The sequence below is a fragment of the Pseudobutyrivibrio sp. MD2005 genome (assembly GCF_000621865.1).
Lineage (GTDB): Bacteria > Bacillota > Clostridia > Lachnospirales > Lachnospiraceae > Pseudobutyrivibrio.
On the sequence record NZ_KK211358.1, the window covers coordinates 212,842 to 227,661 of the forward strand.

Here is a 14,820-nt window from a genome sequence, read left to right on the forward strand (position 1 = left end):
CCTTAATGTGCGTGGAATACAGATTTTGCAATAGAACCTGTCTTAAACAAGGTGAATGCAAGAAGTAATGTGATACCAAGGACATTCCACAAAGAGCCCATGATATCCGATGAAAATGAAACTGTCTGAACCAGGGCTGCATAGATTGCTACGCATACCATGATTAAGAATCCCTGGAAACCAAGAGCAAAAAGGGATCTCAAATAGTTCTGTCCAATCATGCTCTGTTCTCTATTGCCAAAAGTCGCAAAAGGAATCGGAGCAAGGCTAATGGTCAAATAGATTTCTATCATTCGTCCATAGACAATAGCCCAGATCAGAATCGATAAAATCTCGAATAAGAACTTCACAGCAAAGGACTGTAGGAATATGCCAAATAGCGGTCCCACATCCATTGCTTCCAATGTGGTTTGCATGGTTGCCAGAGTTGAACCGTCCACTGCGGTGCTTCCGGCGATAAGTGATCCTGATTGACTGACCACATATTGTGCTACGTCAAAGACTGCCATGGTGATATTAAAGGTATTTGTAATCAGCGTTACTGCAACAAAGGTCTTGAATACCCACTTGAAAAAGATCCAGGTTTCAAAGTTTGCCAGATTGTTGTGAGCAATGACCAGCTGTATCAGCTCATAGCAGGCAATAAACGTAAGAATAATTCCTGCTATGGGTAGAATCACATTCTCCGACAGGTTCCTGATCAGGTTATAAACCGTAGGCTGGAACTGGTCCGGAGTCTGTGCTACTTGTGCTGTTACTTCTCCAATCTTCTGATTCAAAGTTGAAAATGTAGATGTGAGATTATCCATAATTCCACCTACCAGCATGTCTTTGAGCCAATCAGTCAGTTTTTCTAACAAACTTTCCAACGATTGCCTCCTTTCTCAGGGAAGGACAGCTTGTTACACTGCCCCTCCTGATTTTTGTTAGTGATAGGCCGGATTAGAAAAGTCCGGAAAGAAGTGGAACAAGTGTAGTACCGATGAGTGCAACACCACCACCGGCCATGAGCTGCTTCATGCCCTGAGACTTAGCTCCAGGGTTGTCATTGCCGTAACCCTCCATGAGGTTTACAACACCCCAAATTCCAAGACCTGCACCAAGTGCGATAACAAGTGTCTGAAGTACGCCTACTGCTGAGTTGAAAAATGCCATAATAAAATCCTCCTTGTGATTAAAAAAATTGATTGTTTGTAGTTGCGGGCATTAAAAAAGAGCCATGGCTGATCAGGCCGTGACTCTCGTTAATTACCCTTGTGAAAAGTTCCATATTCAGTTGTAAGCCGGATGTCTTCTGCAGTGACTTTTCCGGCACAGCGCTGCATTAATTAACGCGGAATCTTCCGCTATACTCCTCTTCAGGAGTAAATACGGCGGCAGGTTATGACTCCTGCTTTACAATCACCCTTGGGCTACGCCGCAATTTTTTATAAAATAGTTACCATTGAATCAATTGGATTTCTTTTTTTATCGCTAGATACACCTTTGAAATCGCTAGCGCGAAATCCCAAATCCAGGAAACAAATAGGATAGATGTTTTCTGGCAAATCAAAAACATTCTGTGTTTTAAGAACATCATTCACTCCAGCCCAACATGTATCCAATCCTATATCTGTTGCTGCCAGCATCATATGTGTTGCTGCAATAACACCATCTGTCAAATAGCTATTTCCACCCTGAAAATTACTTGCAGCATTTTTATCGGAACATACTAGAATTACCATCGGTGCTCCATAACGGCATGGATGAACACTGTCCATCTTCTGAAGAGCTTCTCCACTTTTTAGTATATACACTCGTTGTGGTTGTTTATTAAAAGCTGTTGGTGCTAAGCGCCCTGCTTCCAGAATATATTTCACTTGATCTTCTGTTGGCTTTGTATCGCTATACTTACGAACAGACTCTCTCTTCTGAATAACTTTATTAAATTCCATATCTATAATCTCCTTTGCTACATTGATTCTGTTATTTAAAAGATATGGTAGTTACTCAAAAAATCCAAAACTCCACAGTAACATAGCAAATTTCATGAATCTCATTCCTCCAGCGAATATATTAAATATAAGTTAAATAACTCATCCTCAATTATACGGGATGAATTTTAAAAATGTCAGTGAAAAATTTCTTCTCTTATACTCCATTAGCCTAGGCATCGTTAAATACTTCGTATTCATCATTTGGATGAAGGACAAGCTTTCTGTTTAGATACTTCTCAATATCGAACCAGTTCTTCTTGTCATAATCTGCTGTCAGCGGATAGTTTGGATGCTTCGTCAGGTCATACTTATCTGAAAGAAAAGGTCTTACGCCTCTCACCTGCACGATACATTTACTGCCATCCATAACAGCAAGCTCATCCATGCTCATCAGCTCTTTACCGAGTTTCTGATAATTCATGTTGTAGGACTCCTGGGAGCCCTTGGTGTTTCCTGTGGTGTACATATCAATAGTTTCCTTGCCAAGAATCTCTGTAAGATCCTTAAGCGTTGTCTTCTCAGTTCCACCAAGGAAGATTTGTGAATCCATGTTACCGATAATAGTATCAGCATTATCTTTGTAGATTGCCTTAAGCTGTGACTTTGCCTGAAGCACTAGGCAGGCACTAATCTCACGGGAGCGGATGGTTGCAACCAGCTTCTCCAGGTTAGGGATCTGTCCGATATTGGCACACTCATCTACAAGGCACCGTACATGAACCGGAAGCCTTCCACCGTAAACATCATCAGCTTTCTCACAAAGGAGATTAAACAGCTGCGTATACACCATGGATATCAGGAAATTAAAAGTGGCGTCCGTATCTGACATAATCAGAAACAACGCTGTCTTCTTATCACCGATAGTATCCAGTTGTAATTCATCATAAGCTGTAATCTCTCGAAGTTCCTTGATATCGAATGGAGCCAGTCTGGCACCACAGCTTACAAGGATTGACTTAGCTGTCTTTCCAGCTGCCAATTTGTATTTCTTATATTGGCGAACTGCAAAATGATTTGGATCTTTTTCTTCCAGCTCATCAAAGAGCATATCGACTGCGTTTTTGAACTCCTCATCATCTTCTCTGACTTCCATCGCGTTGATCATTTCAAGAAGTGTTGTGAAGTTCTGTTCCTCTATCGGAGCCTCATAATGGATGTAGCCTATAAGCGCTGAATACAGCAATTTTTCGGCCTTTTCCCAGAATTCATCACCGCCTTTTCCTTCACCTTTGGTGTTAGCTATCAGCGTAGTTACAAGCTTTAGGATATCCTTCTCACTATGAATATAAGCGAAAGGATTGTAATGCATACTCTTGTTAAAGTTGATGGTATTGAAGATTTTAATTCGATACCCCTTTTTCAAAAGTGCATTGCCACATTCAAGAACCACGCTTCCCTTTGGATCAGTTACTACAAACGAACAAGGGTAATCCTTACTGTCACACTGCAGCAAGTTTGGTTTAATAAAAAAGCGTGTTTTACCTGAGCCGGAACCACCTACAACCAGCACATTCTTATTTCTTGCGTACTTTGGCTGTGATGGTCTGGAACTTAGTGTAATCTGCTCCGTCTGGGACAGAATCACATTATTCTTCGGATCAGGATCTTTGAAAGGTTCTATGTCGGAGGGCTTCCCCCATCTAGCTGAACCATATTCTGAGCCATGCCGAAATTTCTTAGCATTCTTTCCCTTTAGATAAACTGCAAGTCTTAGTGCTGCTCCACACGCTGCGCCAACAAGCATATCAAAGGGATGTAAACTAGGAAGCGGATTCGTAAATGCGTTTTGAAATCCACCTCCGATAATAAGCCCCTGAAGCTTTTCTGAAGCATTTATCCCGTCTGCTATGCGCCAGGCCTCCCCTAAATTGGTAGCAAACAGGCCTATTGCAACATAAGGGATATTCAGGATAATCTTCTTTTTTAATTTCTGATTCATCGTGTCTGCTCCTTCCTCTTCTCTACTACCTTGCGAGGTATAGAAGCAACCTTTTCCTTAAGTTTCTTAAGCTTACCAAGTACGCTCTCCTTTGCACCTTTTTCTTTTCCAAGGGTTCTCTTGGTGTAATCTGCTACCAGATCAGAGATAGCATCTGCATCCTGAGCCTTGAAAAAGATCTTATACGTACCAGCTTCTTTGTCTTTTACCACTGCATAATCAACTCCGTACTTCTTGGCAAGGCGATTAAACAAATGGATATCTTCTCCATCCAGCTCTATCTTCTGAGCACCTTTGCCCTGCTTGATGAGCTTTTTCACCGGCATCTTACCGGTCTTAACCTTTTCCTTCCCGAAGTACTTTTTATCATGCCTATGACGCAAATAAGCTTTTAGAACATTAAGTAACAACCTGGCTGTTGGCTTAACACCTTTTTCCACCATGAAATGGAGCGACTTGGCTGATAGTTCTTCATTAACCACGAATTATCGCCTCCCTTCTATTTGGGCCAGTCATAGTCCAATAACTCCATCTAAGGTTGTAACAATAACCTTGGACTTTCTGGCTATTGCGATATCATCCTTCACTTCCTCATTCTGCTTATTACCACAGATAACAAGGAATCTTGCTCTACGAAGCAGATCCTCTGACATCTCCTTGAATCTCTTATGAGCTTCTGTATCCTCAGCTGAAAAGATTCCATCAAAAGCAAGGATAGGGCAAAGGGGAAGATATCCTTCCTTTACCAGTTCCTGACAGTATTTCTTAGCATCCTCTTTTGCTACAACCGGATTCTTATTCCATGCTGCAGTAACATAAGCTCTCGGTATTGTTCTACTCATGATTTTCCTCCCTTAATCAACACGCATTGCAGAAAAGCAAGCGTCTCCTGCCTTCAAAGTATCCATCTGTGCCATAGCAACCTCTAAGAGATCACCAATCTCATCATCAGGAATAGCCTTAAGCACGTTCCCAGCTCTTTGAAAAATAAGCACGCTGCCAACTAAATACTCTTCACCCTCTGCCTTAAAAAGCTTATCTTTGTTGTAAACAGCAATATAATCTGACTTTCCAAGGTGAGTCCCTGCCCCACAAGTAGCCATCTGATCAAGGATTGTCTCTGCTTCCTTCATAGAAATCTGTCTGATTTTACCGTTGGTTCCAAGAATCACAGCATGAGCATCTGGCCTGGATACATCTGTCTCCGGTACTTTAATTCCATCCTTAATAGGATCAAGCTGAATATCAATTGTAATCTGTTCCATTGTCATTCCTCCTTAGATTTTTCCTGTCGCCATGTCATGCTGGACCAGCGACTGATAATAGTTGTTAATCGTAATTGGCGCATTATAAAGTGCTGCCACTATGTATTTCTTCACATTGCGAACCTTTGTAGTCTTGTCCTTCATACTGTCCATTACAAACTGGATATGGCTGCTATCCAGCTTCATGAATCTGCTTTTCACTACATTAATAGGCTTTTTATCCCCGGATATAGTGATAAACTTCTGATTGCTGCACAGCACATCCAGGATTATGTCAAAAATCTCATCTATCTCTTCTACTCCATATGGGTAGTGCTCTTTGAGTATCTCTATATCCAGTGACTGGTATAAATATTGTCTGTATAGCTCCCTCTCATCTTCTCTGCTCTTAGATAAGATAAGATTAGTATTACTACACTCAGTATTATTTAACTCAGTATTATTAGGTGGTGATTCTCGACATTCCGGGCTGGTGATTTTCACTACACCGGTATGGTGATTTTCACCACTCTGGACTGGTGATTCCTGAAGCAGGATAAAGTTCTTCACATAGATCCTGTCAGGTTTACAAAGTCCCTGCTTAACTCTTTCGATAAGTCCATAACTCTCAAGCTCCTTTAAAAGCTTTAAAGCCTTCTGACTCGCACAATGCAAATCCTCCTGAATACTGACAAGTGTGTAATAGACATACACTCTGCCCTCGTCATCAATCCAATGATTCTTTTTGGAAAGGGATACCCGATTCAGAAATAGTCCATACAGAACCTTGGCATCCGTAGAAAGCTTTGCAAACTTTTCATCCTTAAAGAGAACCTGAGGAATCCTATAGAAGGCAAACTGCTCAGACTCTTCCTCATGAAAATAGCCAAAGTCCATACCACACCTCTTTAGGCATTACCTGTAGCAACACTGTTACTTCTGCTGTCAGCAACAAGCTTCTGATAGCAGGGAAAGCAAAACGTTCTGCCATTACCATAAGGACAAGGATGACTGCAATTGCAAGGTGTAACTGGACCAAGCTTAGGTGCAACACTGTGTGGCACCCTTGAAATGCCATTTTTGTTAAAGTTCTTCTGAACTCTCATATGTTTCTTACTCATCTTAGATATCTCCTTTCACCATCGAAAAAGGCCTCCCTGAAATTAGGGAAGCCTCTCTCTTACTTATTGATGGAGCTTATAAAGAAGTCTCATGCTTCTTGGTTGCAGCCTTTGTTGCTGCATCCTTAGCCGGATCTTTCTTTGCAATCTCCTGTTTCTTTTCTTTTAGATCTCCAAGGACGGAATCTTTATCAACAGCCTCGTGTTCAGCCTCACGCTGACGTTCCTCATACTTATCAGCTAGCTCAAAAATATGATTCTGGCTGTCGTAATGATAAACGTGATCTGTAAGCTGATCTGCAGGTTCTACCTGAGTAGCATTGACCTCTTTGACCATATTTTCCAGCTCCTTGGCTGTAATCTGGCCATTGTCCTTCACAAGCAAAACCTCATGGATACTGCTTGGGAGAACGAAGAAGTCACCGCCCATCTTCTGAGCTGCATCCTCCATGAAATTCGGATATGCGATAACACCGGCTCCATGAATCTTATCCGGAACTGTAGCAACAAACATCTGCTCATCTTCCGGTGCAACCTCAGGAATCATGCCAGGCGCAAGCTCACTCATCACTTCAGACATACCTCTGATCTCAGATGGTCTAATCTCTGGTGCATTCTCCATTGCATCAGCGCGAAGCTGCTCTTTGGTAATGCCATACTGATCAAGCAACTGATTGGTAACAAGGATTGTTCCATTGCCGGAATCTGTCTGATCAAGCACAAAGCGATAAACAACAGCCATATCCTCCATTCTTTCATGAGGTACGCTCTCTAGAAGTTCCGCATTCTTCTCTGCAGAAACCACTTCCATAGAAAGCTTGCTCTTCATCTGCTCATAATCAGAAAGCGACTCCAGATCGACCTGAGGGGATTCACGGAATCCTTTCTCCACTGCATCAGCAAAATGCTCTGCAATCTCAGGGATTGGTGTACCATTCTCATAAGCAGCAAATGCTTTCTCAACGCTGATGTTCACTCCAATGGAACTGTCTACAGGTCTTACTGTGATAGCATCATAGCTGTCATTCATCTTATCTACTCTACGAGCAGTAAGTTCAACGTCAGCTCCTCTAACAGCAAGTTCAGCCTTTAAAGCATCCTGGAAACCTTCTTTGAAACGTTCATAATCCATATTCAATTTTCTCCTTTTCTTTGACAGTTTTAATAGAAACACCGGCGCGCGCTTTCCGGTTTCGGATAACAAAAAAAGCGCCACACACGACCTTGAGGGTTTGGTCATGTGGACGCTTAAATCTGCTTCCTATTCTTCTGCAAAAGAAAAACAAGTGAGTGGCTTTTGTTTACCTCTCACTTGTCTATGATAATAATAGCACCGTTAAATCTATAAGAAAAGTGCTAATGTCGGTCGAGACGAGACAAAACGAGTCAAAACGAGACAATGTCGGTCATACCATTAAATTCTTCCTAAAAGTTCCTTTAATCCAAGTAATCCTTCCTCTCCCCAAAGAGTTAATGCCTGAGGAATCACTGCAACAACAATACCCACAAGAAGCCCCTGCCATCCAAGAGATATATCTCCATTAATAAATGAGCAAATGCCACCAATTACAAAGAACGCCCCTATTAATCCACATGCAATATTTGCAAAACCACCAATAAAGCCAATAGCAAGCATAAGCAAGGTAAGTGCCGCCTGAACTGGCAATAAAGCAATTTTAAGGATAAATCTTAATATCATTCCAATACCATATAATACTGTCATCATAGGTTCCCCCTTTCCTTCTCCATCTGTACTTTATAAGCAATTAATCGGAGCACATATTCCGGAGCCTGGGCATTTCCAAGTTCCCAGTCCTGTAAAGTTCTATAAGGAATTCCAAGGTATTCAGCAAACTCCTTCTTATTCATTCCAGTCTGGCTTCTAATATACGCAAAGGCGCTTGCATACATTCTCTTTTTCTGATCAGCATCGACCTTCTTCTTTTCAGTCTTCTCAACTAAAATTCCACCAGCGATACCATCTAGTTTTAAATCCATATCTGACATAGTGCACCTCCTATATACGGGCTCCGTATATCTTCCTACCTTTATTATATATACGGTCTCCGTATATGTCAATGTAAAAAAATACCCGCAAAGCAGGTGCAATCTGCAATGCGGGTTCTAAAACAATCCCATTCTGTTAATAATATCATTGTTTCTCATCCAATTTTTTCTTTCCATAGCTCTTAGGAAAATATTCCTTACCGAGTTGCCAAATATACTTGTCTATTTCTTTGAGATTATACTGATTAAGGCCATAAAATGACCTGAATTCAATTAGTATTCCTTTAAACTTTGTGTAATCCTTCAAATCTTGATTTTTGAATGATGCAAACTTATCTCGATTCCTAAAATAGCACAATACCTTTTCTACATAGCTATCATAAATAGGAAAATCAAGTGGCCTATGATGACTACAATACTTGGTTGCAAATGAGTAGAAGTTCTTTTCAACGTTGTTAATAGTAACTCTTTGTATATCAGCAACCAGCGAAATATCGCCAGTCTTAAGTCGTTCATCAATACCTAATGATAAAATGTGCTTTGCCACTGGAAACACTGAGAAAATATTTGTGCTATAAAAATCATTTAATGCTGCAACCTTCAATAAAATGCTAGACATATCATTGTTTTCAGGACATAGTTCAAAGAATAGTCTATCAAGAGCATCTTCCTGAAGATGATAATTTTCTAGTCTATTCCATGCGTGGAGATAGTACTCTACCTGCTCTACAGAAGGATTTGGAACATCAATTTTTACTTTTTTCATCTTCCGTTCTACCACCTTTGATAATCATTATGACATATTTAATTATACTATTAGTTAATTCAAATCTCACCTTTATAATATAAAAATACCCGCAAAGCAGGTACAATCTGCAATGCGGGCATTCCGTTGTTTAAAACACTATAATGCTACTTCTTACTCTTCCCAAATATCGCAATCCTCGATATCAGCATCGATATAATCTTCACCAGCAAGCATCAATGTTTCTCTTCCTGCATTCCAGTTTTCGAGCCATGAATCATACTCATCCTGGGCTTCCTGCTCTGTTTCAAAATCTTCATCAACAAGTTCTGATGAACCATCGCTAAAATGAATTTCTAATTTCCATGCCATAATGAACACCTCCTTATACAAGTGAAAACTTACAATTACAGTTGATTAAATAATCGCATTGTCGTATCTGGTCCCTTGTTTCCTTTTTGTGTCTTTACCGCGCTTCCAACAAAGGAGTTAGTCGAAACCCTTACCGTATAAAGCTTTTCTTCGAAAAGAGGAACCGCCTTATCATTGATTACACAACTTGCAACTTTTACGTCATCATCAATGAGATTAACTATCGTCTTTCCTGTATTTATTACCGAATCGACTAGAATCACATTTTTAGTAGTTGGCCGCTTAAACTCGCCCTGTTTGGGATCATATACCTCAAATTTGCATCCCAACTTAAAATAAATCCCCTGCGCAAAGAATATTCCGCCCCTAAGTAAAGCAACAACAGTTGTATCAGCTGGGTCTAAATCAATATTCTCTGCTAATAGTTCTCCAAGTCGAATATGAGCTTTTGCAAGCTCAGGTCCTGAAATTCCTGAATCCGATTTCGTAATAGCAATTAATTCTTCCACTTCTTTAGTTTTATTAAGTTCGAACAATATCAACACCTCCTAAATCCTTTCCTTTTAAGGATCTACTAATTGTTCCGTCTTCTTTAGGAATAAGATAACCAACATCCGCTTTTTTCAACATATAATAGTCGTTCATTCCATCTCCATAAGCTATTACAGTTTTTCCTGCCTCTTGGAGCTTCTTTGTAATAAAGAATTTTGTTTCAGCTGACATTTCTATTCCAGCGAAAAATGGAACGCCCAGATAATCCGCTATAAACCGCCATACACGCTCATGACCTGATGTAAGTATAAAAGAATCCTTATTTAAGGCTTTACACACTTTTTCATTTAAACCTACAGGCAATTCTTTCAAATCTTCAAAGCTATATGATTTAAACTCTTCTGCCTGCCTCCATGATTGAAATCCTGTATAAAAATTACCATCATATATATGCGTAGTATATCCAAATACTGCATGTGAACTATCTTCTTTAGTAATTGTCTTGTCTCCATCCAAAAGAGTTATCACTTCTGAATCTGTGGAGTTCAAAATTTTTTCTACACAATCTGCCGCTAACCGTTTGCAACTAAAACCCTTTACAATAGCTTTTATGAATTCCACAACTTCTGTTACATCTGTAAAATAGTTATCCTTTGGATTGTCTATTACATAAAAATCTTTATTACTCTTGTGACAGTAATCACGTAGGCTTTCAATTTCATTAATTTGCCATTTTTCTATATCATAAGATAAGTATTTCTTGTTCTTATCTGATTCTCTCATTCGCTTTATAAGTACATCTGGTGAAATATAAAGGTAAAGAATAACATCGTATAGCTGTCCATCCATATCAGTAAAAGCGACTTTATCACCAAATGCATAGTGACCATCCATAATGAATGATTCTACACGTAATAGTCTTTTAGCTAACTCTTCACGAGCCATGTTTTTACCATGATTATCTTCTGAATCAAAAGTAGGACATATTTCGCGCAAAAGAACACTGCCCGACATAACTTCTAGAAAATCTACTTTATCCAAAATATAAGTTTTTCCAGCAGTTGGCATACCATATAATCCGATTCTCATAGCGACTCCTTATAACAATAATTTCTGTCAAAATCTAACGATATCTTTTCTAATTCTTCAAATGTCATATCGCTTTTTCCAACAGGAGGTAAGTCAATACAATTACCACAGAAATAAACATACCCATTAGCAAAAAAATAGTTATTTGTTCCGGCGCCACACTGTCCACCGTACATTGTACAATCAAGCCCGCCTCTTCTTACTTCTAGTGTCTTTTCAGCACGTTCTAAAAAATCACGGTATTCTTGCAGAGAGATTCCATATCTACCTATCATTCTCGAAAAGGTCACTCGCACTCCAAATGGCTTGAAAAAGTTTATAACCTTATCCGCATTTAACAAACTATCCTCTCCCACAGTCGCATTAAATGTAGGATAATGTCCGGTCACACGTTTGTATTCCGCAACATTGTGCATAGCCTTGTCAAAAGAGTTACCGCGATTCTTGTCATGTAGTTCCTTATAACCATCTATGGAAAAACCAACATTCACATTATGATTATCAAGGAATCTCCAATCCTCATCACTCAAAGGCACCGTTCCGTTGGTAATTGTATAAATACTTATATTAGGATAATTCTCTAGATAAGTGATATAAGACTTAAGTTTAGGCCAGTCTAATAATCCTTCACCATTTCCTACAAAGCCTATCTTAAAGTTTCCCTTGGCATAGGCTTTAACATTATCCAAGATCTTAAACACATCCATATCCGCATCATCCAAGATGCCTTTTTCATGAAAGTGGCAATACTTACATCCCAAATTGCAGCGATTATTGATGGATATACAAATCCTATTAATCATTGCCATCACTCTCTTTCAATAAATCAATTAATTTTCTATTTCCTTTGTCATATGCATAATCAAGCGCTGTCTTCTTATCAAGAAAAGAAAGGATATTTTTATCCGCGCCATGCTGCAAGAGATATTCAACAATAGATACATCCTCCTTGTTGAAAATCGCTTTCATCAATGCTGTAAACCCGTTCTTTTTATCCTGCTGATTCACATATGCCCCATTTTCAACTAAAAGCTTCACCAAATTCAAATGGCCATGCCATGCCGCAATCATCAGTGGCATATTGAAAAGGTTTGTCTCGCTCTGAGATGGCTCATTTACATTGGCACCATTCTGAATTAAAATGTTTGCAAACTTTTCAGCATCTCGTTCATTTTGCATCTGCATCGTATGTGAAATTGGTGGCAAGTAATGCTTCTTATGATCAACTGCATTTACATCAATACGGTCTAATGAAAGTAAATAGTTAACCATTGCTTCATCTTTATTGATTAATGCTTGAATTAGCGGCGTGTATCCCGATCTAGAATCAATAGCATTAACATTTATGCTCTTCCCCTTCTTTTTAATAAGTTCTTTCGCTGATTCCAAATCACGTTTTAATACTGCCACAAAGAATCTCTGTGATAATGCTTCATTAAAGCCATCTTTTTCAGCAAAAATCTTGCTATATTGGTTAGAACCAATAATCTTCAAATTAACCAAGCCCTTAGTATTCTTAAGACTAAAGTCTTTATCATTTGTCAAAAGATACACTGTATTAGCGGACTCTTGCTCAGCAAGCTTAATTGCAATATCAAGAATCTTATCATCATTGCTTCCATCGAAATCTGAATTCGTATGAATATCTAACTTATCAGACTTTTTCTTACTAATGATATCTTCACACAAAGAAGCATTTCTACGTTCCTTTTCCCTACCATGATCCTTTTGGTAATTCAGTTCTTCGATAACTGGTATAGGAATGTACACCAAATCACAGTCTTTTAAAAGCACACCTAACATTTCAGGCCTATTCAAAAGAATATTAGTATCAACCACTACAATATTCTTATTCTTTACATCAATCAGCTCATTAATGTTAATGTTGGTTATCTGTGCTAATTTTACTAAAACGTCAAAACTAGGCGCCTGTGAACCGTTTTCGATAAAACTAAGTGTAGTACGACTGATTCCTAATTCTTTAGCAAACGCATCCTGCTTAATGCCAGCATCATCTCTATAATTTATAATCTTTTGTCCTAATGCGATAAGTCTCTGATCTGGTGTATTCATACCTTTACCTCCAATTTGCCTTGAGTTATTTAAACTTCAAATTCAGGTGTGATATTTGATTCTTCATCAAGTACCTCATTCATCTTCTCAACAAGTACCTGTTCTGCATCCTTAGCCTGTTCAGCTGTTACTTTCTTCTTTTTAAAGTGCTTAATTGCCTTGGCTCCCAAATATAAGCAGCCAGCTCCGACAACAATCACCCCATCAATGATTAACTGCTCTTTTCTGCCTTCCTGAAAAGAATGATCTTTTACAATCTGAAGGTACTTTTCTGGTCCTCCAAATTCCTTTGCGGTGTGTGCAAGATTTGCATAATCCCAATCCTTAGCCATTGTACGTTCCTCCTTATGCTAACTGTAAGTTTTTAAATAGATCGCCCATTGTAAAGCAAAGTGAATCGCTGCTTTCACTGTGAGCACTTTCAAAGTAACTATTAAGTTTTAATTCTGGCTCCAACATCATTTTGGCAAATAGTTTTGCTGTATTTTCAGCATCAACTAATCCATCATGTTCGTGACCCTCCTGGATAATATCTGCAGCAATAAGAGCTTCTGATAATCTGAAGATTCTTTCTTCTTCTAATCTTTCTGAAAACATCTTCTGACAATCAATCCAAGTGGCTAATATAGATTCAAGTCTTTCATCTTCAATCAGCTTTGCCTCAGCCTCTTTCTGAATCTGCTTAAGATCGTTGTCACTCCAGGATACAACAAAAGCATCTTCCGGAATCCAAGCTATAAATGCCTTCATTGCTTCTCTCATTGTTGGCGCACTTTTCAAATCTTTTGAAGTAATTCCAGTGAGATTAGTAATAAACCAATCCAATGATCCAAACTCTGGTCTTACATATGTATTGAATTCATCAACCACTTCGTACTTTTCATTTAAAAGCACTGCACCTATTTGGATGGTTTCGTTCGCTCCATGAAATTCCTTTTTTCTGTTTGAATAAGGTACTTTACACATTTCAAGATCAACAACTACATATTGGTTCATATAATCATCTCCTCTTAATCTGATTTATAAGTGCGCTCCTTATGTTTTATATTTTAACATCACTGTGCTATAAGTAAATAGCTATGTTTAATTTGTTTAACATCCTTTACACTGTTTAAAATCCTAACATAAGAAAACCGGTAGGCTTTTACCCCTACCGGCCATCAAGCAAATTATCCAGTTTTAAAGCAATCCTTCAACCTTACGCTTTATTACCCAATAAACATCTTCGACCTCTCGATCAGATAGTTTTTCAAGTAGCTTAAGGAAAGAACTATATTTGGCAGTTAATCTCTGCTCATCACCAGCTTCTGTAAATTCAACAAAAAGCAATTCTCTCACATCTACATTATAAATACGAGAAAACTGAGCAAGCTCATCTGCAGATATACTTCTCTTACCTGCTTCCATCTCACTAATCGCTCTCTTTGCAACATTCATAAGATTAGCAGCCTCATCCTGGGATAATCCTTTCTTCACACGTGCTTCTTTAAGCTTTTTACCCGTAAATTCAGACATTTTTAACCTCCTTCAAAGTTCCGATTTTCGGAACAAACATCAAAATGGTCCATTTTTCGTGTTACGATTTTCGGAACAAAAACTCCAAAAATCTGGTCGAATGTAGTCAGCAAAAAATGTATGAAGTACTCCGGCAGCTTAATTGATTTTATTCTTGTGTAAAAAAAATATAGGGTGCCTAAAGTAGACACCCTATACTAGAAATAGCTTAATTACAAGCTTTTCGGGAAATCTGAACCCGTTTTTC

21 protein-coding genes are annotated in these 14,820 nt (G+C 38.8%); all 21 read right to left on the reverse strand.

Annotation, left to right across the window (positions count from 1 at the left end; genetic code table 11):
• Positions 1-2: 2 nt before the first annotated feature.
• Positions 3-869: a VirB6/TrbL-like conjugal transfer protein, CD1112 family gene (locus tag T498_RS0110795; protein ID WP_028235915.1), complete on the reverse strand. Its 867-nt coding sequence runs from the start codon at positions 867-869 to the stop codon at positions 3-5.
• A gap of 73 nt (positions 870-942) precedes the next feature.
• The gene (locus T498_RS0110800; protein WP_004602781.1) at positions 943-1,155 is read right to left on the reverse strand and encodes a Maff2 family mobile element protein; all 213 of its coding nucleotides are present in this window, start codon (positions 1,153-1,155) and stop codon (positions 943-945) included.
• A 272-nt stretch (positions 1,156-1,427) separates the two neighbouring features.
• Positions 1,428-1,934 carry a nitroreductase family protein gene (locus tag T498_RS0110805; protein ID WP_004602782.1) on the reverse strand — a complete coding sequence of 169 codons (507 nt, stop codon included), beginning with the start codon at positions 1,932-1,934 and terminating at the stop codon, positions 1,428-1,430.
• A gap of 211 nt (positions 1,935-2,145) precedes the next feature.
• On the reverse strand, positions 2,146-3,915 hold the full coding sequence (locus T498_RS0110810; RefSeq protein ID WP_028235916.1) for a VirD4-like conjugal transfer protein, CD1115 family: 1,770 nt from the start codon (positions 3,913-3,915) through the stop codon (positions 2,146-2,148).
• Positions 3,912-4,397, reverse strand: a complete 486-nt coding sequence (locus T498_RS0110815; protein ID WP_004602784.1) for a PcfB family protein — start codon at positions 4,395-4,397, stop codon at positions 3,912-3,914. Before T498_RS0110815 ends, T498_RS0110810 begins: the two co-directional genes overlap by 4 nt.
• 30 nt (positions 4,398-4,427) lie before the next feature.
• Positions 4,428-4,757, reverse strand: a complete 330-nt coding sequence (locus T498_RS0110820) for a DUF7768 domain-containing protein (RefSeq protein ID WP_004602785.1) — start codon at positions 4,755-4,757, stop codon at positions 4,428-4,430.
• 12 nt (positions 4,758-4,769) lie between these two features.
• Positions 4,770-5,180, reverse strand: a complete 411-nt coding sequence (locus T498_RS0110825; RefSeq protein ID WP_004602786.1) for a hypothetical protein — start codon at positions 5,178-5,180, stop codon at positions 4,770-4,772.
• 12 nt (positions 5,181-5,192) lie between these two features.
• The gene (locus tag T498_RS0110830) at positions 5,193-6,056 is read right to left on the reverse strand and encodes a DUF6017 domain-containing protein (protein ID WP_028235917.1); all 864 of its coding nucleotides are present in this window, start codon (positions 6,054-6,056) and stop codon (positions 5,193-5,195) included.
• An 11-nt stretch (positions 6,057-6,067) separates the two neighbouring features.
• Positions 6,068-6,280 (reverse strand): hypothetical protein, encoded by a 213-nt coding sequence (locus tag T498_RS0110835; RefSeq protein WP_004602788.1) that lies wholly within the window; start codon positions 6,278-6,280, stop codon positions 6,068-6,070.
• A 76-nt stretch (positions 6,281-6,356) separates the two neighbouring features.
• On the reverse strand, positions 6,357-7,412 hold the full coding sequence (locus T498_RS0110840) for a DUF5688 family protein (RefSeq protein WP_004602789.1): 1,056 nt from the start codon (positions 7,410-7,412) through the stop codon (positions 6,357-6,359).
• Between the two features lie 282 nt (positions 7,413-7,694).
• Positions 7,695-8,006: a hypothetical protein gene (locus T498_RS0110845; RefSeq protein WP_028235918.1), complete on the reverse strand. Its 312-nt coding sequence runs from the start codon at positions 8,004-8,006 to the stop codon at positions 7,695-7,697.
• On the reverse strand, positions 8,003-8,287 hold the full coding sequence (locus T498_RS0110850) for a helix-turn-helix domain-containing protein (RefSeq protein WP_330372325.1): 285 nt from the start codon (positions 8,285-8,287) through the stop codon (positions 8,003-8,005). Before T498_RS0110850 ends, T498_RS0110845 begins: the two co-directional genes overlap by 4 nt.
• Positions 8,288-8,432: 145 nt before the next feature.
• The gene (locus T498_RS17085) at positions 8,433-9,053 is read right to left on the reverse strand and encodes a hypothetical protein (protein WP_028235920.1); all 621 of its coding nucleotides are present in this window, start codon (positions 9,051-9,053) and stop codon (positions 8,433-8,435) included.
• Between the two features lie 153 nt (positions 9,054-9,206).
• Entirely contained in the window at positions 9,207-9,404 is a 198-nt protein-coding gene (locus tag T498_RS0110860; RefSeq protein ID WP_028235921.1) for a hypothetical protein, read from the reverse strand.
• 35 nt (positions 9,405-9,439) lie between these two features.
• A complete protein-coding gene (locus tag T498_RS0110865; protein WP_028235922.1) occupies positions 9,440-9,940 on the reverse strand; it encodes a phosphoribosyltransferase in 501 nt (166 codons plus the stop codon).
• Positions 9,927-10,985, reverse strand: a complete 1,059-nt coding sequence (locus T498_RS0110870) for an HAD family hydrolase (RefSeq protein ID WP_028235923.1) — start codon at positions 10,983-10,985, stop codon at positions 9,927-9,929. Before T498_RS0110870 ends, T498_RS0110865 begins: the two co-directional genes overlap by 14 nt.
• Positions 10,982-11,788 (reverse strand): radical SAM protein, encoded by an 807-nt coding sequence (locus T498_RS0110875; protein WP_028235924.1) that lies wholly within the window; start codon positions 11,786-11,788, stop codon positions 10,982-10,984. The genes T498_RS0110870 and T498_RS0110875 overlap by 4 nt, the downstream gene beginning before the upstream one ends.
• Positions 11,781-13,058 carry an ankyrin repeat domain-containing protein gene (locus T498_RS0110880; protein ID WP_028235925.1) on the reverse strand — a complete coding sequence of 426 codons (1,278 nt, stop codon included), beginning with the start codon at positions 13,056-13,058 and terminating at the stop codon, positions 11,781-11,783. The genes T498_RS0110875 and T498_RS0110880 overlap by 8 nt, the downstream gene beginning before the upstream one ends.
• A gap of 29 nt (positions 13,059-13,087) precedes the next feature.
• Positions 13,088-13,390 carry a hypothetical protein gene (locus tag T498_RS0110885; RefSeq protein WP_028235926.1) on the reverse strand — a complete coding sequence of 101 codons (303 nt, stop codon included), beginning with the start codon at positions 13,388-13,390 and terminating at the stop codon, positions 13,088-13,090.
• A 13-nt stretch (positions 13,391-13,403) separates the two neighbouring features.
• Complete coding sequence (locus T498_RS0110890; RefSeq protein ID WP_028235927.1) at positions 13,404-14,054, reverse strand: 3'-5' exonuclease; 651 nt, start codon at positions 14,052-14,054, stop codon at positions 13,404-13,406.
• A gap of 183 nt (positions 14,055-14,237) precedes the next feature.
• Positions 14,238-14,573: a helix-turn-helix transcriptional regulator gene (locus T498_RS15630; protein ID WP_004602798.1), complete on the reverse strand. Its 336-nt coding sequence runs from the start codon at positions 14,571-14,573 to the stop codon at positions 14,238-14,240.
• Between the last annotated feature and the right edge of the window lie 247 nt (positions 14,574-14,820).